A 23149-nucleotide genomic window follows, 5' to 3' on the forward strand; every position below is an offset into this window, starting at 1 on the left:
CACGAGCGGTGCGAGACGCGCCGGGCGCCCCGATTGCCTGGTCACCACCCGTCCTAGGACCGATCGTGGCAGGCGTCGGAGCGCCCCATGAGACTTTCTCGTATTAAGGCCGTGATCAGCCGCGTTCCCGCTGGTCGGCCGAGTCCTCGGTCAGGCTGGCCGGGGACACCGGCTCCGGGGCGGGCAGCCCCTGCGGCTTGTTGCCGCCGGTGGCCTGCGCCTCGGCGACGCGTACCTCGTCGTGGATCTGCTGGGCGGCATCCGCAGCGGCCTGCGCCGCCTCCGCCGCCTCGCGCTGGACCTGGCTCGCGTGTTCGGCCGCCTCCGGTGCGGGCAGGTCCCCCACCATCTGGCTCAACCCGCCGAGCGCGCCACCCATGCCCTCCAGGGCCTTGGTCAGCTCGGCCGGGACGATCCAGACCTTGTTGGCGCTGCCCTGGGCGATCTGCGGCAGGGCCTGCAGGTACTGGTAGGCGAGCACCTTCTGGCTCGGGTTCGCCTGGTGGATCGCGTCGAAGACCGTCCGAATCGCCTTCGCCTGACCCTCGGCCTTCAGGATCTGGGCCTGCCGGTCACCGTCGGCCCGCAGCACCGCCGACTGCTTGTCACCCTCGGCGGTGAGGATCACCGACTGCTTGTGGCCCTCGGCGGTGAGGATCGCCGCGCGACGGTCACGCTCGGCGCGCATCTGCTTCTCCATGGAGTCGCGGATGCTGGCCGGCGGCTCGATCGCCTTGATCTCGACCCGGGTCACCTTGATGCCCCAGCGGCCGGTGGTCTCGTCCAGCACGCCGGAGAGGTGCCGGTTGATCTCGTCCCGGCTGGTCAGCGCGCGCTCCAGGTCCAGCGAGCCGATCACGTTACGCAGCGTGGTGACGGTCAGCTGCTCGATGGCCTGGAGGAAGCTGGAGATCTCATAGGTCGCCCGGACCGAGTCGACCACCTTGAAGTAGAGAACGGTGTCGATCGAGACCACCAGGTTGTCCGAGGTGATCACCGGCTGCGGCGGAAAGCTGACCACCTGCTCCCGCATGTCGACCTTGGTGCGCACCGCGTCGACGAACGGCACCAGCAGGTTGAGGCCGGGGCTGAGGGTGCGCTTGTACTTGCCGAGCCGTTCCACCACGTCCTGGCGCTGCTGCGGCACGATCCGCACCGCCTTCGCCAGCGTTATCACGGCGATCAGCGCCACCGCGATCACCAGCACCCCGATTATGGTCATTCAGTTCACCCTCTCGCTTCCGGCAGCTCGCCGGCGGAAGAAACATCGTCCTGCCAGACCAGGGCGGTCGCGCCCCGAACCTTGATCACCCGAACCCGTTGACCAGGTTCGTAAAATTGCGTCGTGTCATATGAGCGGGCGGTCCACAGCTCGCCGTCGATCTTGACGAGGCCGTGCTCAGCGTCGACCCGTTCCAGCACCAGCGCCGTGGAGCCCTCGATCGCCTCCACGCCGAACGGCTGCTCGCCGCTGTCGAGCGCGGAACGGCTGTGCCGCCGGATGACCGGCCGGACCACCACCACGCTCAACGCCGACACCACAGCGAAGACCAGCGCCTGCACCGCAACCGGCGCACCCAGGGCGGCGGCACCGGCGGCGGCGAACGCCCCGGCCCCGAACATGATGAGAAAGAGCGTCGTCGTGAAGATCTCGGCGACTGCCAGCACCACACCTAATACGATCCACACCACCGCGTCCACCCCCTGATCGTGACACGCGAATGCACGAACAGCCCACCTCTCATGATCAGCAGGCTCGCCGAAATGGACTGGCCGGCCGAAACACCCCCGGCTAGGGTCCGGTCCGAGCCACCGATCGAGGAGATTCCCTTGACCCTGCTGCCCGCGACCGCCCGGCAGATCGACACCCAGGTCACCCAGGCGCAGATCGACGGTCGCACCCCGTCACTGGTGCTGGGCGTGGTCCGTGACGGCGCGCTCGCCCACCTGGCCGCCGCAGGCGAGCAGCCCCGCCCGGACGCCAACCTGCAGTACCGGGTCGGCTCGATCAGCAAGACGATGACCGCGTCCCTGATCATGCAGCTGCGCGACGCCGGCCGGCTCAGCGTCGACGACGAGCTGGAGAAGCACCTGCCGGGCACCGTTGTCGGCTCGCTCACCCTGCGTCAGCTGCTCGGGCACGCGAGCGGCATGCAACGCGAACCCGAGGGCGAATGGTGGGAACGGGCAGCGGGCACCGACCTGGCCACGCTGCTCGCCGGCCTGACCGCCGACAAGATCGCCTATCCGCCGCACACCGCGTACCACTACTCCAACCTGGCGTACGCGCTGCTCGGCGGGGTGCTCGAACGGCTCACCGAAACGCCCTGGGCCGACCTGCTCAACGACCGGCTGCTCGGCCCGCTCGGAATGCGCCGCACCACGTACGCGGCCACCGAGCCGTACGCCCGCGGCTACGTCGTACACCCCTGGCACGGCACGCTGCGAGAAGAGCCCCGCACCGACACCGGCGCGATGGCCCCCGCCGGGCAGCTCTGGTCGACGATCGAGGACCTGGGCCGCTGGGCCGCCTTCCTCGCCGACCCCGACCCGTCGGTGCTGGCCGCCGGGACGCTCACCGAGATGTGCGCGCCCGTGGTGATCAGCGATCTCGACTCCTGGACCGGCGGGCACGGCCTGGGGCTGGAGCTCTACCGGGACGGCGAGCGCGTGTACGTCGGGCACGGCGGCTCGATGCCCGGGTACGTGGCCGCCCTCGTGGTGCACCGGCCGACCCGTACCGCCGTGGTCGGCTTCGCCAACTCGTACGGCTTCCCGATCACCGGGCTCGGCCGCCGGCTGCTGACCACAGTGCTGGACGCCGAGCCGGCGTTCCCGCAGCCGTGGCGGCCGGCCACCGCCACGCCCACGGCCGAGCTGGCAGAGCTGACCGGCCGCTGGTGGTGGATGGGCACCTCGCTGGACCTGAGCTGGGACGCGGGTGACCTGGTGGCCCACGTCCGCGGTGAGCGGGTGAGCCGGTTCACCGCCGAGGGAACGGACCGCTGGCGGGGACGCTCCGGCCCGGAGAACGGCGAGATCCTGACGGTGCGGCGCGACGACAGCGGGCGGGCGGTGGCCGTCGACATCGCCACGTTCGTCTTCACGCGCAGCCCCGACGAGATCCCCTGACCCACCGGACGGGTCAGCCGGCTCAGGGGGCTTCGGTGACGAAATCGATGAGGCGTTCCATGGCGTTGATCAGGGGAGTCTCCACGTCGGCGAAGCTGTTCACCCGGGACAGGATGTGCCGCCACATGTCCGCCGGCTCGGCCACGCCGAGGGCCGTGCAGACCCCCTCCTTCCACGGCCGCCCCGGCGGCACGACCGGCCACGCCGCGATACCCAACGCCGCTGGTTTGACCGCCTGCCAGACGTCCACGTACGGGTGGCCGGTCACCAGCACGTAGGGCGAGTTCACTCGGGCCACGATCCGGCTCTCCTTGCTGCCCGGCACGAGGTGGTCGACGAGCACGCCGAGTCGTCGGGTCGGGCCGGGGCCGAAGTCGCGTACGTCGGCGTCGAGGGCGTCGATGCCATCCAGCGGCTCCACGACGACACCCTCGATCCGCAGGTCGTCGCCCCAGATCCGCTCGACCAGCGCGGCGTCGTGGATGCCCTCCACCCAGATCCGGCTCGCCTTGGCCACCTGGGCGCGGACGTTGTCCACCGCCACCGAACCGGACGCGGTGCGTCGACGGGCCGCCGGCACCGGCGCGCGGGTGGGGCGGCGCAACGTCACCGGGCGGCCGTCGAGCAGGAACGCCGCCGGCAGCAGCGGGAAGTTGCGCCGTCGGCCATGCCGGTCCTCCAGCACGACCGCGCCGGCCTCGAAGCCCACCACCGCTCCGCAGAACCCGGAGTCGGCGTCCTCGACCACGAGATCCGGTTCGGCGTCCACCTCGGGGGTGACCTTCCGCCGCCGCCAGTCCCCCGCCAACACGTCCTCGCCGTATCGCCCCGCCATGTCGATCACGCTAACTCCCCCACCAGCACCCCGCGCCCCGACACACCGCCTCACCCCACCTCACCACTCAGTCGATCATGGAGTGGATTCGAGGCGGCCCAGGGTGCTCTCGACCGGTGCCGGCCAGACGGAGTCCTTGAGGCCGAGGGCGTCGCGGAGGTAGGCCCACGTGAGCCGCTGGATCAGAGCAACCCTCTCGGGGTTCTCGTCAGTCGTCTCCCTGGCCTCGTAGTCGGAGATGCCGCCGAGCGAGTGCTCCGCTCCGAACAGCGTGAGCAGGCTCTTGCTCCCCGGGCTCAGGTGGTACGCGTCGGTGAACCAGCCCGGCCCACGGACCGACAACGGGGAGTCGTCCCGATCGCCCGCGACGACGAGGGTCGGGGTGTTCATGTCCGCGAAGCTCGGGCTCATGAAGGGAAAGTGCTCGGCAGCGAACGGGGAAAGATCGCCTCCGCCCCGGCCGGTCACGGCCAGGAGGACGCCTGCCCCGATCCGTTGGTCGGACATGTCCTCTCCGGGGTTCCCGTCGGCGTCGAGGACTCGGGCACCCAGCAGGGTGCTCGCCGTCTGGGCGCCCCAGGAGTGGCCGGCCACGGCGATTCGGGTGCGGTCGAGACGTCCAGCGAGGCTGGGAACGGACGACTCCAGCAGGTCGAGCTGGTCGAGGGTGCGCTTCAGGTCGTCCACCCGGATTCGCCAGATCCGCGGTGTGCGGGTGTCGTCGGGCGGAGGGTTCAGGCGCCGTGAGTCGAGGTGGGTGGGCTGGATGACGACGAAACCGTGCGAGGCCCAGAAGTCAACCAGCGGACCGTAGTTGGTGGCCGCAGAGCCGAAGCCGTGCGAGAAGACGATGACGGGCAGCTCATGGCCGGTCGTGGGTGCGGAGACCCGTACGTGCAGATCGTTACCGCGATCCGGGGTCGGCAACGTGATGGGGTGGACCGTGACGACTGGCGTGGGCTCTGGCATCGCGTACATGGTCGTTCCTCCGTGACTTGGGATTGGCCTGCCGTTCTGGCATGCTGCATATGCGGAACTTGGTTCCGCTAAACCATACGGAACACGGTTCCGTTTTTTCAAGGGATGTGACGGGGGTAACGGTGGCCGGCACGGAGTCGGGTGCCCCGCGCAAGCAGCGGGCTGATTCGCGGCGCAACGAGACGGCGCTGCTGGAGGCGGCCGCTGCGGCATTCGTCGTCTCCGGAGTCAATGCGCCGGTGCGCGACATCGCCGCCAGGGCGGGCGTCGGCGTCGGGACGATCTACCGCCACTTTCCGACCCGGGCCGATCTGATCGTCGCGGTGTACCGACACCAGGTCGAGGCATGCGCCGAGGCGGGCCCGGTGCTCCTGGCCGAGAGCGCCACACCGCACGCCGCACTGGCGAGCTGGATCCACCTCTTCGTCGACTTCCTGGTCACCAAGCACGGCCTGGCCGAGGCGATGCGGTCCGACGACGCCGCCTTCCAGACGCTGCACGCCTACTTCCTCGACCGGCTCGTCCCGGTCTGCGCCGAACTGCTCGACGCCGCCAGCACGGCGGACGAGATCATTCCCGGCATGGACGCCCTCGTCCTGATGCACGGCATCGGCAACCTCTGCATCGGCGCCGACAGCCCTGCCTACGACGCGCGCCTCATGGTCGGACTGGTCATCGAGGGTCTGCGGCTGCGTTAGCGGTACGCGGGCCGGGTCGCAGCGCCGCGCCACGGCCGGGGATCGGGCGAAGGGGGCAGTTCGGGGCAGGCCGGGCGGCGGGAGCGGCAGCCGAGACAGAGCAGGTCGTGACCACGTACCCTTTCGGCATGTCCACCCCCGCAACGGGCGCGGCCACAGTCGCGCCGCGCCGGTCGAGCCGGTTCGTTGCCTGGGTGCGCGCGTGGCGCGCCGGGCTGGTGCCGTACGACGAGGTCGCCGACGCCATCGCCGGCAACGAGGAACATCTCGTTGCGGACGCCCCGGGCACCTGGACCGACGTCCCGCTGGGCGCCGCGCTTCCCACTCTGGCCAAGCTCTCACCGGACGAGATCCGCCTGGTGCTGCCCGCGCCGGGCGACCCCCGAGGGCTGCCCGGCCCCGGTGACTTCGCCGGCGCGGCCCTGGTCACGGGTGAGGCGGTGGTGGCCGGCGGGCTCGGGTTGATCCCGGAGGTCCGCTCGCACACCTCCGGCTCCGGGGACTGCTTCGAGACGGTGCTGTGGCGGGTCTACCCGCTGCCGGCCAACGCGCCCGCCGCGTCACTCTCATTGCCCGGCGCCGCCGAGGCGGAGGCCGAGCTGGCCGCCGCACTGGCCGAGACGACCGCCGCGCTGACCCGCCTCGACGTGGCCCAGTGGCGGCCCGAGCTGGCCGGTGCGCTGGCCGCGCTGCGCCGGCCCGACGGCGCCACCGACCTGCCACCGGGCTTCGACCCGCGGGCCCGTCGGCTCTTCGCCCGGGCCGCGGTGCTCGACCGGGTGCTCGCGCTGGCCGGGCATGCCGCCCCGGGCGGGGCCATCAACAACTACGAGGCGCAGCAACGGGACGCGGCTCTTCGCCCGTTGACCGCGGCCTGCCGGCAGGCGCTGGTGGCCGCCTGCAACGCCCCCCTGCGCCCCTGACCGGAGCCCCGCAACACCGGTTGGGTTTGGTCAGACCTCGTCGAGCAGGTCCGCGACCGAGTTGATGATCCGGGACGGGCGGTACGGGTAGCGCTCCGCCTCGGTGCGGCTGCTGATGCCGGTGAGCACCAGGATGGTCTCCAGTCCGGCCTCCAGGCCGCACAGGATGTCGGTGTCCATCCGGTCACCGATCATCGCGGTGCTCTCCGAGTGAGCGTTGATCGTGTTGAGCGCCGAGCGCATCATCATCGGGTTCGGCTTGCCGACGAAGTACGGCTCCACCCCCGTCGCCTTGGAGATCATGGCGGCGACCGAACCGGCGGCGGGCAGGGCGCCCTCCACGGAAGGGCCGGTCACGTCGGGGTTGGTGCAGATGAACCGGGCTCCGTCGTTGATCAGTCGGACGGCCTTGGTGATCGCCTCGAAGCTGTAGGTCCGGGTCTCGCCGAGCACCACGTAGTCGGGGGCGAAGTCGGTGAGCACGTAGCCGACCGCGTGCAGTGCCGTGGTCAGCCCGGCCTCACCGATGACGTACGCGGTGCCGCCCGGCCGCTGGTCGGCGAGGAACTGCCCGGTGGCCAGCGCCGACGACCAGATCGACTCCTCCGGCACGTCCAGTCCCATCCGGCTCAGCCGGGCAGTCAGGTCGCGCGGGGTGTAGATCGAGTTGTTGGTCAGCACCAGGAACGGCTTGCCGGAGGTGCGCAGCCGGTTGATGAACTCCGGTGCGCCGGGCACCGGCTGGCCCTCGTGCACCAGCACGCCGTCCATGTCGGTCAGCCAACTCTGCACGGGCTTGCGGTCATGCATGATGATCCTCAGAGGTCAGGGGCGGCGGGTCGGCACGCAACAGACGGTGGCGCAGGTGTCCCACATCGGCAGCTCGCCCAGGCGGCGGCGCAGCTGCGCACCGTCCGGGTCCGTCCGTTCGGTGACCAGCTCACGCACCATGGTCACGAAACGCGGGTCGGTGCCGGGGGTGTCGGCCCGGACGAAGTCCAGGCCGAGCTGCTTGGCCGTCTCCAGTGCCTCGGTGTCCAGGTCCCACACGACCTCCAGGTGATCGGAGACGAACCCGATCGGGCTGACCACCACGCTGGTGGTGCCGCTCTGGGCGAGGGTGGCCAGGTGGTCGTTGATGTCCGGTTCCAGCCACGGCACCTGCGGGGGGCCGGAGCGGCTCTGCCAGACCAGGTCGTACTCCAGCTCGGGCGCGGCGGCAGCGGCGACGAGCCGGGCGGTCTCGCGCAGCTGCGCCTCGTACCGGCCGCCGTGCGGGCCGGCGTTGGCCGCCATCGAGCTGGGGATGGAGTGGGCGGTGAAGACCAGCCGAGTGGTGTCCCGCTTCGCCGGGTCGAGCTGGCCCACGGCCGCCCGGACCGCGTCGGTGTGCGGCTCGACGAAGCCGGGGTGGTCCCAGAACTGGCGCAGCTTCTCGATCACCGGCGCGTCCGCGCCGACTGCGGCCCGGGCGGCGGCGATGTCCTCCTGGTACTGCCGGCAGGAGGAGTACCCGCCGTACGCGCTGGTGACGAAGGCCAGCGCCCGGGTGACCCCGTCGTCGCGCATCTGGGTCACCGTGTCGGCGAGCATCGGGTCCCAGTTGCGGTTGCCCCAGTAGACGGGCAGGTCGAGACCGTGCGCGGCGAAGTCGGCGCGGACGGCGGCCAGCAGGTCACGGCACTGCTGGTTGATCGGCGACACCCCACCGAAGTGCTGGTAGTGCTCGGCGACCTCGGCCAGGCGCTCGGGCGGCACGCCTCGGCCGCGGGTCACGTTCTGCAGGAACGGCATCACGTCCTCGGGCCGCTCCGGCCCACCGAAGGACACCAGCACCACCGCGTCGTAGGACATGGGGTCATTCTCGCCCCTCGACCTGGACCGCCCGGCGACGCCCCCTGGTCCGGCCGCGCAGATCACGCGAACGGCTGTCGGGAGCGTCGCCGGGGAGAAGCGCGAGGGATCGTCAGGAGCCGATGGCGTGGTAGCCGCCGTCGACGTGGACGATCTCGCCGGTGGTGGCCGGGAACCAGTCGGAGAGCAGCGCCAGGCAGGCCTTGGCGGCGGGCTCCTGGTCGGTGAGGCTCCAGCCCAGCGGGGCCCGCTCGGCCCAGGCGTCCTCGAACTGGTCGAAGCCGGGGATCGACTTGGCGGCGATGGTCCGCAGCGGTCCGGCGGCGACCAGGTTGCTGCGGATGCCCTGCTTGCCCAGGTGCATGGCCAGGTAGCGCGACGCCGACTCCAGGCCGGCCTTGGCCACGCCCATCCAGTCGTAGACCGGCCACGCCTTCGTCGCGTCGAAGGTCAGACCGACCACCGCGCCGCCGGGCGACATCAGCGGCAGCGCGGCCATGGCCAGCGACTTGTACGAGAAGGTGGAGACGTGCAGGGCGGTCGCCACGTCCTCCCACGGAGCGTCGAGGAAGCCGCCGCCGAGGCAGCTCTGCGGGGCGAAGCCGATCGAGTGCACCACACCGTCGAGGCCGTCGACGTGCTCGCGTACCCGGTCGGCGAGGCCGGCCAGGTGCTCGGTGTTGGTGACGTCCACCTCGATGACCGGGGCGGGCTCGGGCAGCCGCTTGGCGATCCGCTCGACCAGGGAAAGCCGGCCGTAGCCGGTGAGCACGACCTGCGCGCCGTTCTCCTGGGCGAGCTTCGCCACCGAGAAGGCGATCGAGGCGTCGGTGATGACACCGGTGACGAGCAGCCGCTTACCGGCGAGCAGTCCGGACATGCAGGGTTTCCTCCGTACGTTGTCGAGAAGCGCTGATCAGTGGCCCATGCCGAGGCCGCCGTCGACCGGGATGACGGCGCCGGAGACGTACCCGGCGCTGTCCGAGGCCAGCCAGGTGACCACCCCGGCGACCTCGTCCGGGCTGGCCATCCGGCCGGCCGGGATCGACTTGCGGATCTCCGCCTTGCGGTCGTCGGACAGACCCGCGGTCATGTCCGTGTCGATGAAGCCGGGCGCCACCACGTTCGCGGTGATGTTGCGGCTGCCCAGCTCCCGGGTGATCGAGCGGGCCACGCCGACCAGACCGGCCTTGCTGGCGGCGTAGTTGACCTGCCCGGCGCCGCCGGCAAGGCCGACCACCGAGGAGATGAAGATCATGCGGCCCCACTTGGCGCGGAGCATCTTGCCGGAGGCCCGCTTGGCGACCCGGAACGCGCCAGTGAGGTTGGTGTCCACCACGTCGGTGAACTGCTCCTCGGTCATCCGCAGCAGCAGCGTGTCGGCGGTCATGCCGGCGTTGGCGACCAGCACCTCAACCGGCCCCAGCTCGGCCTCGACGGCGGTGAACGCGGCGTCGATGGAGGCGGCGTCGGTGACGTCGGCGCGTACGCCGAACAGCCCGTCGGGGGCGTCGCCGCTGCGGTGGGTGACCGCCACCCGGTCGCCCTGCTTGGCGAAGGCCTGCGCGATGGCCAGGCCGATTCCCCGGTTGCCCCCGGTCACCAGCACGGTACGGGCCACTGTTCCCCCTTGCGAATGGTCAGCACGGACGCGTCGGAGCCTAGGCGTTACCGGCAGGTAAGCGCTAACGGGAGTCGCGTCACACCGGGGTACGACACCGGGATCAACCCCTGGTGGCACGCCCTGGAGGCAGCCGAACCGTAGCCTTCCGGTGGTGAACCGGCATCCGATCGCCGTGGCCCTGCGGGCCCTGCGGCAGACCCTGCTGGGCCCGGACGCCCCGGCCGAACGGCCGCTGCTGGCCCGCTGGCCGCTGGTGGCCCCGTACGCCACCCCGGTCGGGTTGCTCGCCGTGCTCGGCCTCTTCCTGATCACGCTGACGGTGGAGAGCGAGTGGGGCCTGTCGACGCCGATCGCGCTGCTGTTCGCGGCGATGACCGTGGCGCCGCTGCTGGCGTTGCCCCGGCGTCCGCTGCTGGCCTGGCGACTGACCGTGCTGGCCCTGTCGATCTGCACGTTCAACGCGCCGGCCGACCAGGCCTGGCCGTGGACCCCGCCGCTGGCGCTCGGGTCGATCGCGGTGCTGGCGGTGGTCGTCGCACGGGTCGACCGGCCGGTGCTGGTCTGGGTGGTGGCGATCAGCACGGTGCCGGTGCTCGGCCTGGTCGACCCGGACAACCGGGTGCCCGTCCTGCTCCTGCTCGGCGCCCTGGCGATCGTCGGCGACCTGATCCGACGCAACCGGTTGTCCCGGCACGCCCTGGCGGCGCAGACCGAGCAGAGCGAGCGGGAGCAGGAGCGCCGCGCGGTGCTGGAGGAACGCACCCGGATCGCCCGGGAGATGCACGACGTGGTGGCCCACCACATGTCGCTGATCGCGGTGCAGGCGGAGACCGCTCCGTACCGGCTGACGGACGTGCCCGCGCCGGCCGCCGCGGAGTTCGTCGCCATCGCCGCCTCGGCCCGCGACGCGCTGACCGACATGCGACGGTTGCTGGGTGTGTTGCGCAGCGAGTCGTCCGGGCCGCAGACCGCACCGCAGCCGGACCTGGCCGACCTGGACGCCATGGTGGACGCGGCACGCCGGGCCGGGCTGCCGGTGACACTGGACGCCGGGCAGGTGCACGACGGGCAGGTGCCCGCGCCGGTCGGGCTGGCCGCGTACCGCATCGTGCAGGAAGGCCTCGCCAACGCGGCCCGGCACGCAAGCGGCGCCGCGGTGCGGGTCACCGTCCGCGCCGGTCGCTCCGGTCTGGAGGTACGCGTCGAGAACTCCCCGGCCGACGCCCGACCGACCGCCGACGGCGGCCCCGGGCACGGGCTGACCGGCATGCGGGAACGGGCCACCTCGCTGGGCGGTACGTTCACCGCCGGGCCGCTGCCCGACGGGGGTTACGCGGTGGCGGCCGAGCTGCCGTACGACGCGGAGGGCGGGGACGCGTGATCAAGGTGCTGATCGCCGACGACCAGGCGATGGTCCGGCAGGGCTTCGGCGCGCTGCTCGCCGCCCAACCGGACCTGCTGGTGGTGGGTGACGCCGCCGACGGCGCGCAGGCCGTGGCCGCCGCCCGCCGGCTCGACCCGGACGTGGTGCTGATGGACGTGCGGATGCCGGTCATGGACGGGCTGGAGGCCACCCGCAAGCTGCTCGGTGACCGTTCGGCGCAACGGCCCCGGGTGCTCATCCTCACCACCTTCGACCTGGACGACTATGTGTACGAGGCGCTGCGCGCCGGGGCCAGCGGCTTCCTGCTCAAGGACGCGCCGGCGGCCGATCTGGTGCAGGCGGTGCGGGTCGTGGCGGCCGGGGACGCGCTGCTCGCCCCCGCGGTGACCCGCCGGCTGATCGCCGAGTTCGCCGCCCGCCCGGACCGCCACCGTCCGCGCCCCACCGACCTGGCCGGGCTCACCCCACGGGAGACCGAGGTGCTGCGGTTGATCGCGCGGGGTCGCAACAACGCGGAGATCGCCGCTGACCTGGTGGTGGCCGAGCAGACAGTGAAGACGCACATCGGGCGGATCCTGGCCAAGCTGGGGCTGCGCGACCGTGCCCAGGCCGTGGTGCTGGCGTACGAGACGGGTCTGGTAGCCGCCGGCGAGTAGCCCCGCGGAGCCAGCCCGCAGACGGCTCCCCGGGACGACGACCGAGCCCCACCCACCCGCGCACTCTCCCTCCGTACGACATTCCGGAGGGAGAACGTGATGCGACGACGACGTGCCAGTCGGGTGGCGGTGGCCGCGCTGCTCGGCGTGAACCTGGTCCTGCCGACCCGACCCGAGCCGGTTGCTACGGCGGGGTTCGTCGAGGCGTACCCGGTCATGGCGGCGGCGATGCGCGCGGCCGGGCCGCCGTACGCGGACTGGGCGGCCGACGGACGCCGGTTCCTGACGTTCGACCCACGCGGCGACGGCCGTGCGGTCGAGGTGCTCGGCGACCTGGCCGGCGCGGACCGGATCGCGGTGCTGGTGCCGGGGGTGGGGAGCACCCTGGCCGACTTCGACAGGGGGTTGGGCGGGGTAGCCCGTCGGGCGCCAGCGGTGCAGGCCGGGCAGCTCTACCAGGAGCTGCGGGCGACCGAGCCGGCGGCGCGGGTCGCGGTGCTGGCCTGGCTCGGCTACGACCCGCCCGACGGGGTGCTGACCGCAGCCGGTGGCGTCAGCGCCCGGCGCGGCGCGGACGGGCTGGCCACGCTGCTGCGGGAGCTGGCCGCACGGCGTCCGGCGGCGACGATCACGCTCGTCGGGCACAGCTACGGGGCGTTGGTGGTGTCGCTGGCAGCGGCGGACGCTCCGGCCCAGATCACCGACGTGGTCAGCCTCGGTGGCGTGGGCGCCGGGGTGCAGCGCGCCGACGACCTGCCTGGCGGGCGGCGGTTCTGGGCGGCCGAGGCGCCCAGCGACTGGGTTCGTCGGGTGCCGTCGGTGCGACTGCTCGGCCTGGGCTTCGGCCGTCGCCCCGGCGACCCGGCGTTCGGTGCCCGCCCCCTACCGGCGGGTGGGGTGGACGGGCACGACGGCTACCTGGTGCCGGGCAGCGCCGCGCTGGTCGCGGTGGCGGCGGTGGTGCTGGGCGGCGTCGGCGTCGGGGACGCCCGATGAGCCGGGACCGAGCCGTCGACGCGTTGCGGGCGTACGCCATCGGCGGGGTGGTGCTGGGGCACTGGCTGGTCACCGGGCTGGTGCTGACCGGCGACGGTGGGCTGCACCAGGCCAGCCCGCTGACCGCCCTGCCCGGTCTGGCACCGCTGACCTGGGCGTTGCAGACGCTCGGATTGTTCTTCTTCACCGCCGGGTTCGGCTCGACCCGGTCGCTCGCGCACCACCGGGGAGGCGCGGGCGGTTGGCTGGCCCGTCGGCTGCGTCGGCTGCTCCTGCCCACTGTGGCGCTGCTGGGGGTGGGCGCCGCCGTGCTGCTCGCCGCCACCGTCGCCGGCACCCCGGACGACACGCTCACCGTGGCGTTGCGGCTGGCGATCAGTCCACTGTGGTTCCTGGTGCCGTTGGTGTTCCTGGTCGCGGTGACCAGCCCACTGCGCGCCGCCGTACGCCGCTGGGGTGTGGCCCGGTGCGTCGCGCCGGCGGTGGCCGCGGTCGCGGCTGTCGACCTCGCCGTCCGCCTGCTTCCGGCCGGCACCGACGTGCCACCGGTCACCGTGCTGGCGGCCTGGGCGGTGCCGTACCTGCTGGGCGTGGCGCACGCCGACGGGCAGCTGGACGGGCGGCGGGCCGCGGGCATGGTGGCGGGCGGCGGAGCCGTCGCGCTGGGGGCGCTGCTGGCGCTGGGCTACCCGGTGAGCGCGGTCGGCGTGCCCGGGGCCGGTGTGTCCAACCTGAACCCGCCGTCGCTGCTGGCAGTGGCGCTGGCGGTCACCCAGGTCGGGCTGGGGCTGCTCGCCCGGCCGGCGCTGGAACGGCTGCTGGACCGGCCACTTCCTGGCCGGGCGGCGACCGAGGTGAACCGGCAGGCGGTCCGGATCTATCTGTGGCATCAGCCGGTGCTGGTGGCGGTGACCGCGCTCACCGCCCGCAGCGGGCTGACCCTGCCGGGTCTGCACACCCCTCCGGACGGCCCGGGCTGGGTGCTGGCGCGGCTCTGCTGGCTGCCGCTGCTGGCTGCGGTGCTGGTCACGGTGGTGCGGACCGGCCAGCCGCGGGCGCGGCGCCACCCGGGCGGTGGAGGGGTCGCCGGCCGGTCGGCCGAGTGCGTCCGGCCGACACCGCGGGTGTACGATCATCGACGTTCCGGCCCGCCCGACCTGCAGGAGGTGATCGCTGTGCGAGATAGCGATCCTCCCAGTCGTGGCCGGGCCGATGGTCAGCCCCGCTGAGCCACGACTCAGTCTGGTGAGCTGACCCAGCTCCGCTCCCCCACCGCTTCGGCCGACGCCGAGGCGCGTGTGCCGCGCCGTCCGATTCGCCGACGGTCGCCGGGAGCCGCCCGGTCACGACTTCGTGTGCGCGTCCCCACCCCCTGCGGTCCGCCCCCGCACGCGGACCGTCCAGCCGCCACCCGGAGCCGTCCATGAGCCGCTACGTCGCCCCACTGGGCTTCACCCTCGCCGCCGTCTGGGTGGCCATCGTCTTCGTGCTCGCCGGTGGCGGTCACTGACCGCTCCGGATCGGCGACGGCTGGAGCTGCCCCGTGCTGGTGCCGGCGGCGGTCGCTGACCACCGCCGGCCCGTCGTTCAGAGCATCCGGGACGACCACAGCAGGCTGAGCGCGCCCGCGCAGAGCGCCAACAGCAGCGCGAACCCCGCGTACCACTGGGTCACCTCACGCGGCTCGGTGCGGAACCCGATCGAGCTGCCCATGTCCTGATAGACCTGCTTCAGCTCGCTCACCGAGGCCGCCTCGTAGAAGTAGCCCTCGGTGGTCTCGGCAAGCTCGGCGAGCGCCATCCGGTCCACCGGCACCCGCTGCAACTGCCCGCCGATGTCGACCTGGCCCGTGTCGGTGCCGAAGGCGATGGTGGAGACCGGGACGTTGGCCGCCTGGGCGGCGGCCGCTGCCTCCTCCACCGCGCGACCGGAGGTGCGGAAACCGTCGGAGAGCAGCACGATCCGTGCCGGTGGGATGCCCGCCGCGCCGTCGGCCGGCACCGACCGGATCGCCTCCAGGCAGGTGAACACCGCCTCGCCGGTCGCGGTCGCCTCGGCCAGCACCAGCCCGTCGATGGCACTGGTCACCGCGTCCCGGTCCTTGCCCGGGGGCACCAGCACGTTGGCCGCCTTGGCGAACGACACGAGGCCCAGGTTGTAGCTCTCCGGCAGCTCACCGACGAACTGCTTGGCCGCCTCCTGGGCCGCCTCCAACCGGTTCGGCGCCACGTCGTCGGCCTGCATCGACAACGACACGTCGATGGCGAGCATCACCGTGGCCCGCTCCAGCGGCTCCTTGGTGTCCACCGCCGGCCGGGCCAGCGCGGTGGCCAGCACCAGCAGGCAGAGCAGGAACGCGGTCGCCGGGACGTGCCGTCGCCAGCCGAGCCCCTTCGGTGCCACCGTACGCAGCAGGTCCACGTTGGTGAACCGCATCGCGTACGCCCGGCGGTGCAGCTGCCGCCAGATGTAGAACGCGGCGAGCGCGAACACCGGCAGCACAGCCAGCAGCCACCACGGTTGCATGAAACGGATCATCGTGTCGTCCCCCGGGTGCGGGCGTGCCGCTGCGCGGCCACGAATCGCACCATGTCCAGCAGCCAGTCTCGGTCGGTACGCAGACGCAGGTGGGCCGCGCCAGCGCCGCGCAGTGCGGCGGCGATCGTGGCCCGTTGGGCGGCGGCGGCATCAGCGTAGCGCTGCCGCAGTCGAGGGTCGGCGGTCTGCACCTCGTGCAGCTCGCCGGTCTCCGGGTCGACCACCGGCAGCACGCCCACGTCGGGCAACTCCAGCTCCCGAGGGTCGATCACCTCGATCGCCAGCACGTCGTGGCGGACCCGGAGCTTGCGCAACGGACGGGCCCACTGCTCGGCCGGTGAGAGGAAGTCCGACACCACCACGGCCACCCCGCGTCGACGGGGCGGACGGTTGAGCATCTCGATCAGGGCGCCCAGATCACCACGACCGGGCTGGATGGTGGTGCCGGCGACCGTACGCAACAGGCCCTGTGCCTCCTTGCGACCGGAACGGGCCGGCAGGCGGGTGAGCACTCCGGGCCCGGCCGGTGGCGTCGTGCCCCGCCAGCGTCGGGCCGGGGCGGACGCGCCGCCGCCGGTGCCGATGACGGCGCCGATCCGGTTGCCGCCGCGCACCGTCAGGTGGGTGATGGCGGCCGCGGCGGCGACCACCACCTCGCGCTTGAGCCACTGCCCTGTGCCGAAGTCCAGGCTGGCGGACAGGTCGAGGGCCAGCCAGGTCTCCAGCTCCCGGTCGGCGACCGTACGCCGGACGTGCGGAGTCGTGGTGCGTGCGGTGACCGGCCAGTCCATCCGGCGCACGTCGTCGCCGGGGCGGTACTCCCGTGACTCCCCCGCCTCGCTGCCCGGTCCGGGCAGCAGGCCGGCGTAGTCGCCCTGGAGCAGACCGTCGAGCTTGCGGGTGACGAGCAGTTGCAGCCGGGACAGCACGGCCTCGCTGCGGTCGGCGAGGGGGGCGGGACGAGGGGTGGGTGAGGTCACGGCCGCTGCCCGGGCCAGCCAGCGCCCGGCGGCGGCGCGGTCGACGACGGGGTGGCCTGCTGGCGGGGAGCGACGGCCGGGAGAGGGATCGTCGACATCACCCGGTGCACGATGTGGTCGGCGGGCACGTCGTCGGCGAGCGCGTCGTAGCTGAGCACCAACCTGTGCCGCAGGATGTCCGGGGCGATGTCCTGCACGTCCTGGGGCAGGGCGTAGTCGCGTCCCCGCAGCAGCGCCAGGGCGCGGGTGGCCCGGACCAGGCCCAGTGAGGCGCGCGGGCTGGCCCCGTACTGGATCAGTTGCGCGACGTCGGGCATCCCGTGCTCGGCCGGGGCGCGGGTGGCCAACACCAACCGGACCGCGTAGTCGACCAGGGCGTTGTGCACGAAGACCTGGTCCGCCTTGCGTTGCAGGGCGATCAGCTCGGGGGTGTCGAACACCGCGGTCGGCTCCGGCGGGGACACGCCCATCCGGTAGACGATCTCCCGTTCCTCCGCGTCAGTCGGATAGCCCACCACGATCTTCATGAGGAACCGGTCCCGCTGCGCCTCCGGCAGCGGATAGACGCCCTCCTGCTCGATCGGGTTCTGGGTGGCCATCACCAGGAACGGGTCGGGCACCCGGTGGGTCTCCCCGCCGATGGACACCTGCCGCTCGCTCATCACCTCCAGCAGCGCCGACTGCACCTTCGCCGGAGCGCGGTTGATCTCGTCGGCGAGCAGGAAGTTGACGAAGACCGGGCCCAGCTCGACGTCGAACTTCTCACTCGACTGCCGGTAGATCCGGGTGCCCATGATGTCGGCCGGCACCAGGTCCGGGGTGAACTGCACCCGGGCGAAGGACCCGCCGACGACCTTGGCGAGAGTCTCCACGGCGAGCGTCTTGGCGACCCCGGGCACCCCTTCGATCAGGCAGTGACCCCGGGCGAGCAGCGCGACGAACATCCGCTCCACCATGCGGTCCTGCCCGACGATCACGCGTTTGATCTCGAACAGCGCCTTCTCCAACAGGGTGGCGTCCTGCGCGGGCGTGGTCACCGGCGCAGGCGGCTGCGGTGCCGCCCCGTTCGGCGTCGGGGCGTCGGGCATGGTCGGCTGGGCCACCGGTCCTCCACAGCGTTGGTCGTCGTCGCGGCTCGTGCGGTATCAAGACTCGCACGCCTTGCTGAGTGTCGAGGTGGGGAGAAGCCGATTTCTGCCGCGCCGTCCCCGGCGGCCGAATCGTGCGTCGCGGGTGTGCACGGACCGGCCCGCCGCGTGTACGATTCACCCCGTCGCCGGGCGGCTCCCCCCGTGGTCGCCCGGCGCTCAAACTTTCTCTCCCGCCGCCCTAGACTGGCCGGGATGAGCATCCCCTCCCCCGCCGACGAGGCCCTGGTCTGCTCGGCCCGGGGCTGCCGCGCCGCTGCCGTCTGGGCCCTTGAGTGGAACAATCCGCGGCTGCACGACGCCGATCGGCGCAAGACCTGGCTGGCCTGCGACGAGCACCGGAGCACTCTCAAGGGCTTCCTTGAGGCTCGCGGCTTCCTGCGTGCCGTCACTCCGGTGCCCGGATCCCCTACGCTCGACGTGTGAGCGGCGACCCACCGGCTTCCCCCGGCCCCACCTCCCCGTCCTGGCCGCCCACCCCGGCCCCCGCACCCGGCGTCGAGCCGCCGCCCGGTGCGTTCCCCGCACCCGGCACGCTCGGCCCGGAGCCCGCCGCGCCCGACGTCTCCTGGCCCGCCCCACTGCCACCGGAGGCGCTGCCACCACCCGACCACCGGCCGGCGCCCGCCGCCGACCAGCGCGCGCCGGACCTGCCGGCGCCCGGCCTCCTACCACCCGCCCTCTCCGGCCCGCTGTCCACTGGCGCGCCGGTGGGGCGAGGGCCGCTGGAGCCCTGGCCGGACACGGTCAACTGGCAGCCGATCTGCACCGACCTGATCTGGGTGGAGCTGATCCGGCTGGGGGTCGTGGTCGCCATCGGGCTGGCGGTGACGGCGGTGGGCTGGGCGTTGAGCGGCCACTGGCTGTTCGGGCTCGCCGTCGCCGTCGTCGTGCTGCTCGGCGTGTGGCGGGCCATCGCGATCGTCCGGGCGGTGCGAGCCTGGGGGTACGCCGAGCGGGAGAACGACCTGCTGGTCCGGCACGGGCTGCTGGTCCGGCGGCTCTCCATCGTCCCGTACTCGCGGATGCAGTTCGTCGACGTCAGCGCCGGGCCGTTGGAACGCGCCTTCGACATGGCCACCGTGCAACTGCACACCGCTGCGGCGGCGAGCGACGCCCGGGTGCCCGGGCTGCGCCCGGCGGAGGCGTCCCGGCTGCGCGACCGGCTCACCGCGCTCGGCGAGGACCGGGCCGAGGGCCTGTGAGCGCGAGGAGTGAGCCGGGGTTGCGAGCCCCGCAGTCGCGAACGAAAGGCGACCCTGTGAGCGCGCGCGCCCGCAGCCGCCGACCGCGCCGAGGGCCGCTCCGATGAGTGACGGGCCCGCCGAGCCGAGCACCGTGCCACCCACCGGCCCGACGCCACCGGGCCCGGTGCTGCCCGCTGGCGCGCCAACTACTGGCGCGGCACCGCCCGGGTCGATGCCGCCGGGGGCGCCCGCGCCGTGGCCGGCACCGGCCGGCGGTGCCGAGGGTGAGCCCCGGCAGCGACTGCACCCGCTCAGCCCGGTCCTGCACGGTGCCAAGTCACTGGTCGTGGTGATCGCCGGGCTGTCCTGGTCGACGCTGTCCCGGGTGGGCTTCGGCTGGTTCGCCGCCATGGTGGCGGTGCTGGCTCTCGGCGCGACAGTGCTGTCGGTGGTGAGCTGGTACAACACCGGCTACCACGTGGTCGGCCGCGAACTAAGGGTGTACGAGGGGCTGCTCTGGCGGCGTACCCGGGCCATCCCGTTGGAGCGACTGCAGGCCGTGGAGGTGGTCCGACCGCTGCTCGCCCAGCTCACCGGTCTGGCCGAGCTGCGCCTGGAGGTGGTCGGCGGGGGCAAGACCGAGGCGCCGCTGGCGTACCTCGGGGTGGCCGACGCGGCCCGGCTGCGCGAGCGGCTGCTGGCACTGGCCGGGAGGGTCGCGCAGGCACCCGCCCCGGAGCACGCGGGCGCCGCGGTGCTCCCGGGGGCGGCGCCGACGACGGCGGCCGCGCCGGGCCGGCCACTGCACGCGGTACGCAACCAGAGTCTGCTGATCAGCCAACTGCTCACCCCGCAGGCGTTCCTGCTCCCGTTCGGTGTGGCCTTCGTCGTGGTGCAGTTCCTCACCGCGGGGTCGTGGTCGTTCGTCGCGGTGGCGAGCACGCTGACCGCGATGGCCGGCGTGCTGCTGCAACCGGTGCGGCGGGTGCTCGACGACTGGAACTTCCGGCTGGCCCGCGACGGCGGCACGCTGCGGGTGCACAACGGCCTGCTGGAGACGCGGGCGCAGACCGTGCCGCTGGCGCGGGTGCAGACCGTGCGGGCCACCTGGCCGCTGCTCTGGCGGATGAAGGGCTGGCTGCGGCTGCGCCTGGAGGTGGCCGGCTACTCCGTCGCGGAGGCCGACGACCGCAACCGGCCCGACCGGCTGCTGCCGGTCGGTGACCTGCCGACCGCGACGATGATCGTCGCCGAGGTGCTTCCGGGGGTACGCCTCGACGCGCTGGCGCTGAGCCCTCCCCCGACCCGGACCCGGTGGCTGCACCCGCTGGGCCGTCGCGCGTTCGGCGCGGGGCTCTTCGAAGAGGTCTTCGTCACCCGTTCCGGGCGGCTGACCCGGCAGGTGGTGATCGTGCCGTACGCCCGCATCCAGAGCGTGCGGGTGGTCCAGGGGCCGATCCAACGCCGACTCGGGTTGGCCTCCGTGCACGCCGACACCGCGGGCGGTTCCGGTGCCACCGCCCAGGACCGTGACCTGGCAGAGGCCTGGGCCCTGGCCGCAGACCTGACCACAAGAGCCCACCAGGCCCGCAACCCCACCTAACCCCCCCGCACTCCACCCCCCGCCCCACCTCGGTTGATCATGAAGTTATAGCCGCGACACGCCGTGGCGGCGGGCGCTAACTTCATGATCGACGGGAGCTGGCGGGGCCGTGCGCCGACCCCGGGGCGGGCCGGGGTGGGTCAGTGGTCGGTCTTTGTGGGTTCGCGTGGGGGGCGCTGGGTGGTGGGTGGGTGTTCGGCGTCGTCGTCGGGGGCGGTGGCCTGCCTTGGTGGTTCCGTGCGGGGCGGTGGGGGTCCGGCCTTCGGGTGGCGGATGCGCCACGCGGCCCAGCCGCGCTCGGCCAGACCGACCACCAGGAAGGTCAGCCCCACGTACGCCCAGCCGACCAGCACGTCGATCACGTAGTGCTCACCCGAGTAGACCAGGGTGAAGGTCATCGCCAGCGGGTACGCGAGGAGCAGCGGCCACCAGCGACGGCGGGTGCTGGTCAGGAAGAACAGCACCACGAACAGCGCCCAGGCGGTGTGCAGCGACGGCATCGCGGCGACCGGGTTGGAGGCGATCTGACCGGCGTTGAGGACGTTGCCGGCGCCGTGCATGCCGAACGCCTTCCAGCCCCGGGTGGAGATCCGGGCGACCTCGGTGAGCAGCCCGTTCTGTGCTGCCCACCACGGCGGGGCGGCCGGGTAGATGAAGTAGGTGACCAGGCCGGCGGCGCAGAGAAAGCCCCAACGCCGCATGTACGCGGCCCAGCGGTGCCGGTCGCGTAGCCAGAGCACCGCGGCGGCGGCCAACGCCACCACGAAGTGCGAGAAGTACACCCAGCTCGCCGCGACGTCCCACCAGTGCACCTGCGGGTGGTAGAGGTGCTGCTGCAACCAGACGGTCGGCACCTCGCCGCCGGTGGCCCAGCCGAACATGAACCGGTCGGCGACGATCAGCTCCATCGCGTGCGGGGTGGCGCCGTTGTCGGCGAACCCGCGTGACAGGTTGTACACGACGAACAGCAGCACCACCGGCACCCAGTCCCGGGCGAAGCGCAGGTGACTGCGCCACGGCCGGTCGCTGTTCCAGGCGATGGTCGCGAGCCAGATCCAGACGAAGGCGTACGCGGGGTCGGTGGGCAGCCCGATGGCCAGCCACGCGGCCACGAAGGTGACCGCCCAGACGGTCATCGCGACGACACGACGACGGCCCCCGTCCGGGGACGCGGGCGGGTCGGTCCGGGCGGGGGGCTGGGGGTCAGTCACGACGGCCATCGTCGTCAAGGTTAACGACGGTCGCGGCATCGACCGACGGGGACCACCCGGCGAAGCCGTGCACAGGTGGGTGGCGGTCGACGCCGGATGCCCGGGCAGGGGCCCGGCGGGATCCCCGGGCGGGTGCTCGGCGGGCTCGGCGAGCACCTAGGCTGACGACCATGCAGGAGCAGCCCGAGCCGGCCTTCGCGCCGGGTCTGACCGCCCAGGTCGAGTTGACCGTCACCGACGCGGACACCGCCCAGGCGGTCGGTTCCGGGGACGTACCGGTGCTGGGCACTCCCCGGGTGCTCGCGCTGGCCGAGGCGGCCACCGTCGCGGCGACAGCTGTCGAGATGCCGCCCGGGTCGACGACAGTGGGCACCCGGGTCGAGCTGGAGCACCTGGCGCCGACCGTGGTCGGCCGGACGGTCCGGGCGCAGGCGCTGTTGGCGACCGTCGACGGTCGCCGGCTGTCGTTCGAGGTCACGGTCAGCGACGGCGACCAGACGGTGGCCCGGGGCCGGGTGGACCGGATCATGGTGGACCGGCAACGTTTCGTCGAGCGCGCCGGGCGTGCGTCGTGAACGCCGGTTTCGTCGAGGTCGCCGACCGGGTGCACGTGCTGGCCGAGCCGCTGCTGCGGGTCAACGTCACCCTGGTCGTGGGCGATGACGAGGCCCTCCTGGTGGACACTTTGTCGTCGGCCGCCCAGGCCACCGACCTGGCCGCCGCCGTCCGGGCGGTCACCGACCGCCCGTTGACGCTGGTCAACACCCACCACCACTACGACCACTGCTTCGGCAACGCCGTCCTGGCCGGCGACCCACCCCGTCCGGTTTACGCGCACGAGTTGGCCGCCGCGGCCCTGCGCCAGGACCCGGAGCGGCTGCGCCGGGAGGCGTACGAAGAGGTGCGCACGGAGCACCCGGCGCTCGCCGCCGAGCTGGCCGACACCCCGCTGCTCGCCCCGACGCACACCGTGCAGACGGAGACGGCACTCGACCTGGGTGGCCGGCGGGTGCTGCTGCGGCACCCGGGGCGGGGGCACACCGAGGCCGACCTGGTGGTGCACGTGCCGGACGCCGATGTGTTGATCGCCGGGGATCTGGTGGAGCAGAGTGGCCCGCCCGCCTTCGAGGACTCGTACCCTCTGCGGTGGCCGGACGCGGTCGCGGACCTGCTGCGGCTGACGACCGCGCGCACGGTGGTGGTGCCGGGCCACGGCGACCCGGTGGACGTCGATTTCGTCCGCGCCCAGCACGCCGAGCTGGCGAAGCTGGCCTGGCTGATCCGGGCCGCGCACACCGGCAGCGCGCCTCCGGAGCGGGTGGCCGCCGAGGCTCCCTTCGGTGCGCGCGCCGCCCTGATCGCCGCCCGGCGCGGCTACCGCGAGCTCGACGGCGAGGCCTAG

General features: G+C 72.9%; 24 protein-coding genes. 12 read left to right on the plus strand and 12 right to left on the minus strand.

Features of this window, described 5'->3' with window-relative positions; all coding sequences use genetic code 11:
* Positions 1–115: 115 nt before the first annotated feature.
* Together AC3CF1_RS09315 and AC3CF1_RS09320 are read right to left on the minus strand one after the other, a co-directional pair.
* Positions 116–1222 carry an SPFH domain-containing protein gene (locus AC3CF1_RS09315; protein WP_488450112.1) on the minus strand — a complete coding sequence of 369 codons (1107 nt, stop codon included), beginning with the start codon at positions 1220–1222 and terminating at the stop codon, positions 116–118.
* Positions 1223–1227: 5 nt separating this feature from the next.
* Complete coding sequence (locus tag AC3CF1_RS09320) at positions 1228–1701, minus strand: NfeD family protein (RefSeq protein ID WP_088949171.1); 474 nt, start codon at positions 1699–1701, stop codon at positions 1228–1230.
* 129 nt (positions 1702–1830) lie between these two features.
* On the opposite strand from AC3CF1_RS09320, the gene AC3CF1_RS09325 reads away from it, so the two are divergent.
* On the plus strand, positions 1831–3132 hold the full coding sequence (locus AC3CF1_RS09325; protein ID WP_488450113.1) for a serine hydrolase domain-containing protein: 1302 nt from the start codon (positions 1831–1833) through the stop codon (positions 3130–3132).
* 22 nt (positions 3133–3154) lie between these two features.
* Here the strand turns inward: AC3CF1_RS09325 and AC3CF1_RS09330 are convergent, their stop codons facing one another.
* On the minus strand, positions 3155–3967 hold the full coding sequence (locus tag AC3CF1_RS09330) for a DUF3097 domain-containing protein (protein ID WP_355160605.1): 813 nt from the start codon (positions 3965–3967) through the stop codon (positions 3155–3157).
* A 75-nt stretch (positions 3968–4042) separates the two neighbouring features.
* Positions 4043–4945, minus strand: coding sequence for an alpha/beta hydrolase family protein (locus tag AC3CF1_RS09335; RefSeq protein WP_354983800.1), 903 nt, complete (start codon positions 4943–4945; stop codon positions 4043–4045).
* 122 nt (positions 4946–5067) lie between these two features.
* On the opposite strand from AC3CF1_RS09335, the gene AC3CF1_RS09340 reads away from it, so the two are divergent.
* Both AC3CF1_RS09340 and AC3CF1_RS09345 read left to right on the plus strand, forming a co-directional pair.
* Positions 5068–5643, plus strand: coding sequence for a TetR/AcrR family transcriptional regulator (locus AC3CF1_RS09340; protein ID WP_231927094.1), 576 nt, complete (start codon positions 5068–5070; stop codon positions 5641–5643).
* Positions 5644–5771: 128 nt separating this feature from the next.
* Complete coding sequence (locus tag AC3CF1_RS09345) at positions 5772–6566, plus strand: hypothetical protein (RefSeq protein ID WP_088949176.1); 795 nt, start codon at positions 5772–5774, stop codon at positions 6564–6566.
* 30 nt (positions 6567–6596) lie between these two features.
* Here AC3CF1_RS09345 and AC3CF1_RS09350 read toward each other — a convergent pair whose 3' ends face one another.
* From AC3CF1_RS09350 to fabG, 4 genes are all read right to left on the minus strand, one after another.
* Positions 6597–7376: an HAD-IIA family hydrolase gene (locus AC3CF1_RS09350; RefSeq protein ID WP_088949177.1), complete on the minus strand. Its 780-nt coding sequence runs from the start codon at positions 7374–7376 to the stop codon at positions 6597–6599.
* Positions 7377–7391: 15 nt separating this feature from the next.
* Positions 7392–8420 carry a ferrochelatase gene (locus tag AC3CF1_RS09355; RefSeq protein WP_210794325.1) on the minus strand — a complete coding sequence of 343 codons (1029 nt, stop codon included), beginning with the start codon at positions 8418–8420 and terminating at the stop codon, positions 7392–7394.
* Between the two features lie 112 nt (positions 8421–8532).
* Positions 8533–9300, minus strand: coding sequence for an enoyl-ACP reductase FabI (gene fabI, locus AC3CF1_RS09360; protein WP_088949179.1), 768 nt, complete (start codon positions 9298–9300; stop codon positions 8533–8535).
* 36 nt (positions 9301–9336) lie between these two features.
* A complete protein-coding gene (gene fabG, locus AC3CF1_RS09365) occupies positions 9337–10041 on the minus strand; it encodes a 3-oxoacyl-ACP reductase FabG (RefSeq protein ID WP_355163401.1) in 705 nt (234 codons plus the stop codon).
* A 154-nt stretch (positions 10042–10195) separates the two neighbouring features.
* On the opposite strand from fabG, the gene AC3CF1_RS09370 reads away from it, so the two are divergent.
* The 4 genes from AC3CF1_RS09370 to AC3CF1_RS09385 all read left to right on the plus strand — a co-directional run bounded on the left by AC3CF1_RS09370 (position 10196) and on the right by AC3CF1_RS09385 (position 14309).
* Entirely contained in the window at positions 10196–11425 is a 1230-nt protein-coding gene (locus tag AC3CF1_RS09370) for a sensor histidine kinase (RefSeq protein ID WP_488450114.1), read from the plus strand.
* Positions 11422–12084 (plus strand): response regulator, encoded by a 663-nt coding sequence (locus AC3CF1_RS09375; protein WP_088949182.1) that lies wholly within the window; start codon positions 11422–11424, stop codon positions 12082–12084. The genes AC3CF1_RS09370 and AC3CF1_RS09375 overlap by 4 nt, the downstream gene beginning before the upstream one ends.
* Positions 12085–12183: 99 nt before the next feature.
* Entirely contained in the window at positions 12184–13080 is an 897-nt protein-coding gene (locus tag AC3CF1_RS09380) for an alpha/beta hydrolase (protein ID WP_488450115.1), read from the plus strand.
* Positions 13077–14309, plus strand: a complete 1233-nt coding sequence (locus AC3CF1_RS09385) for an acyltransferase family protein (RefSeq protein ID WP_357966009.1) — start codon at positions 13077–13079, stop codon at positions 14307–14309. Before AC3CF1_RS09380 ends, AC3CF1_RS09385 begins: the two co-directional genes overlap by 4 nt.
* A 358-nt stretch (positions 14310–14667) precedes the next feature.
* Here AC3CF1_RS09385 and AC3CF1_RS09390 read toward each other — a convergent pair whose 3' ends face one another.
* From AC3CF1_RS09390 to AC3CF1_RS09400, 3 genes are read right to left on the minus strand one after another with little or no spacing between them, the layout of a single operon-like run.
* Positions 14668–15618 (minus strand): VWA domain-containing protein, encoded by a 951-nt coding sequence (locus AC3CF1_RS09390; protein ID WP_088949185.1) that lies wholly within the window; start codon positions 15616–15618, stop codon positions 14668–14670.
* On the minus strand, positions 15615–16616 hold the full coding sequence (locus AC3CF1_RS09395; RefSeq protein ID WP_354983818.1) for a DUF58 domain-containing protein: 1002 nt from the start codon (positions 16614–16616) through the stop codon (positions 15615–15617). Before AC3CF1_RS09395 ends, AC3CF1_RS09390 begins: the two co-directional genes overlap by 4 nt.
* On the minus strand, positions 16595–17701 hold the full coding sequence (locus AC3CF1_RS09400; RefSeq protein ID WP_141910392.1) for an AAA family ATPase: 1107 nt from the start codon (positions 17699–17701) through the stop codon (positions 16595–16597). The genes AC3CF1_RS09395 and AC3CF1_RS09400 overlap by 22 nt, the downstream gene beginning before the upstream one ends.
* Before the next feature lie 240 nt (positions 17702–17941).
* Here AC3CF1_RS09400 and AC3CF1_RS09405 point away from each other — a divergent pair, with 240 nt between their 5' ends.
* The 3 genes from AC3CF1_RS09405 to AC3CF1_RS09415 all read left to right on the plus strand — a co-directional run bounded on the left by AC3CF1_RS09405 (position 17942) and on the right by AC3CF1_RS09415 (position 20536).
* Positions 17942–18172, plus strand: a complete 231-nt coding sequence (locus AC3CF1_RS09405) for a hypothetical protein (protein ID WP_354983804.1) — start codon at positions 17942–17944, stop codon at positions 18170–18172.
* 224 nt (positions 18173–18396) lie between these two features.
* A complete protein-coding gene (locus AC3CF1_RS09410) occupies positions 18397–18951 on the plus strand; it encodes a PH domain-containing protein (protein WP_488452058.1) in 555 nt (184 codons plus the stop codon).
* 103 nt (positions 18952–19054) lie between these two features.
* Positions 19055–20536 (plus strand): PH domain-containing protein, encoded by a 1482-nt coding sequence (locus AC3CF1_RS09415; RefSeq protein WP_435794884.1) that lies wholly within the window; start codon positions 19055–19057, stop codon positions 20534–20536.
* Positions 20537–20676: 140 nt separating this feature from the next.
* On the opposite strand, the gene AC3CF1_RS09420 is transcribed toward AC3CF1_RS09415, so the two are convergent.
* Positions 20677–21756, minus strand: coding sequence for a phosphatase PAP2 family protein (locus tag AC3CF1_RS09420; protein WP_231927095.1), 1080 nt, complete (start codon positions 21754–21756; stop codon positions 20677–20679).
* 161 nt (positions 21757–21917) lie between these two features.
* Between AC3CF1_RS09420 and AC3CF1_RS09425 the strand changes: the two genes are divergently transcribed.
* Positions 21918–22322 carry a thioesterase family protein gene (locus tag AC3CF1_RS09425; protein ID WP_088949190.1) on the plus strand — a complete coding sequence of 135 codons (405 nt, stop codon included), beginning with the start codon at positions 21918–21920 and terminating at the stop codon, positions 22320–22322.
* Positions 22319–23149 carry an MBL fold metallo-hydrolase gene (locus tag AC3CF1_RS09430; protein ID WP_088949191.1) on the plus strand — a complete coding sequence of 277 codons (831 nt, stop codon included), beginning with the start codon at positions 22319–22321 and terminating at the stop codon, positions 23147–23149. Before AC3CF1_RS09425 ends, AC3CF1_RS09430 begins: the two co-directional genes overlap by 4 nt.

It is taken from the genome of Micromonospora sp. MGP-C2 (assembly GCF_057766525.1).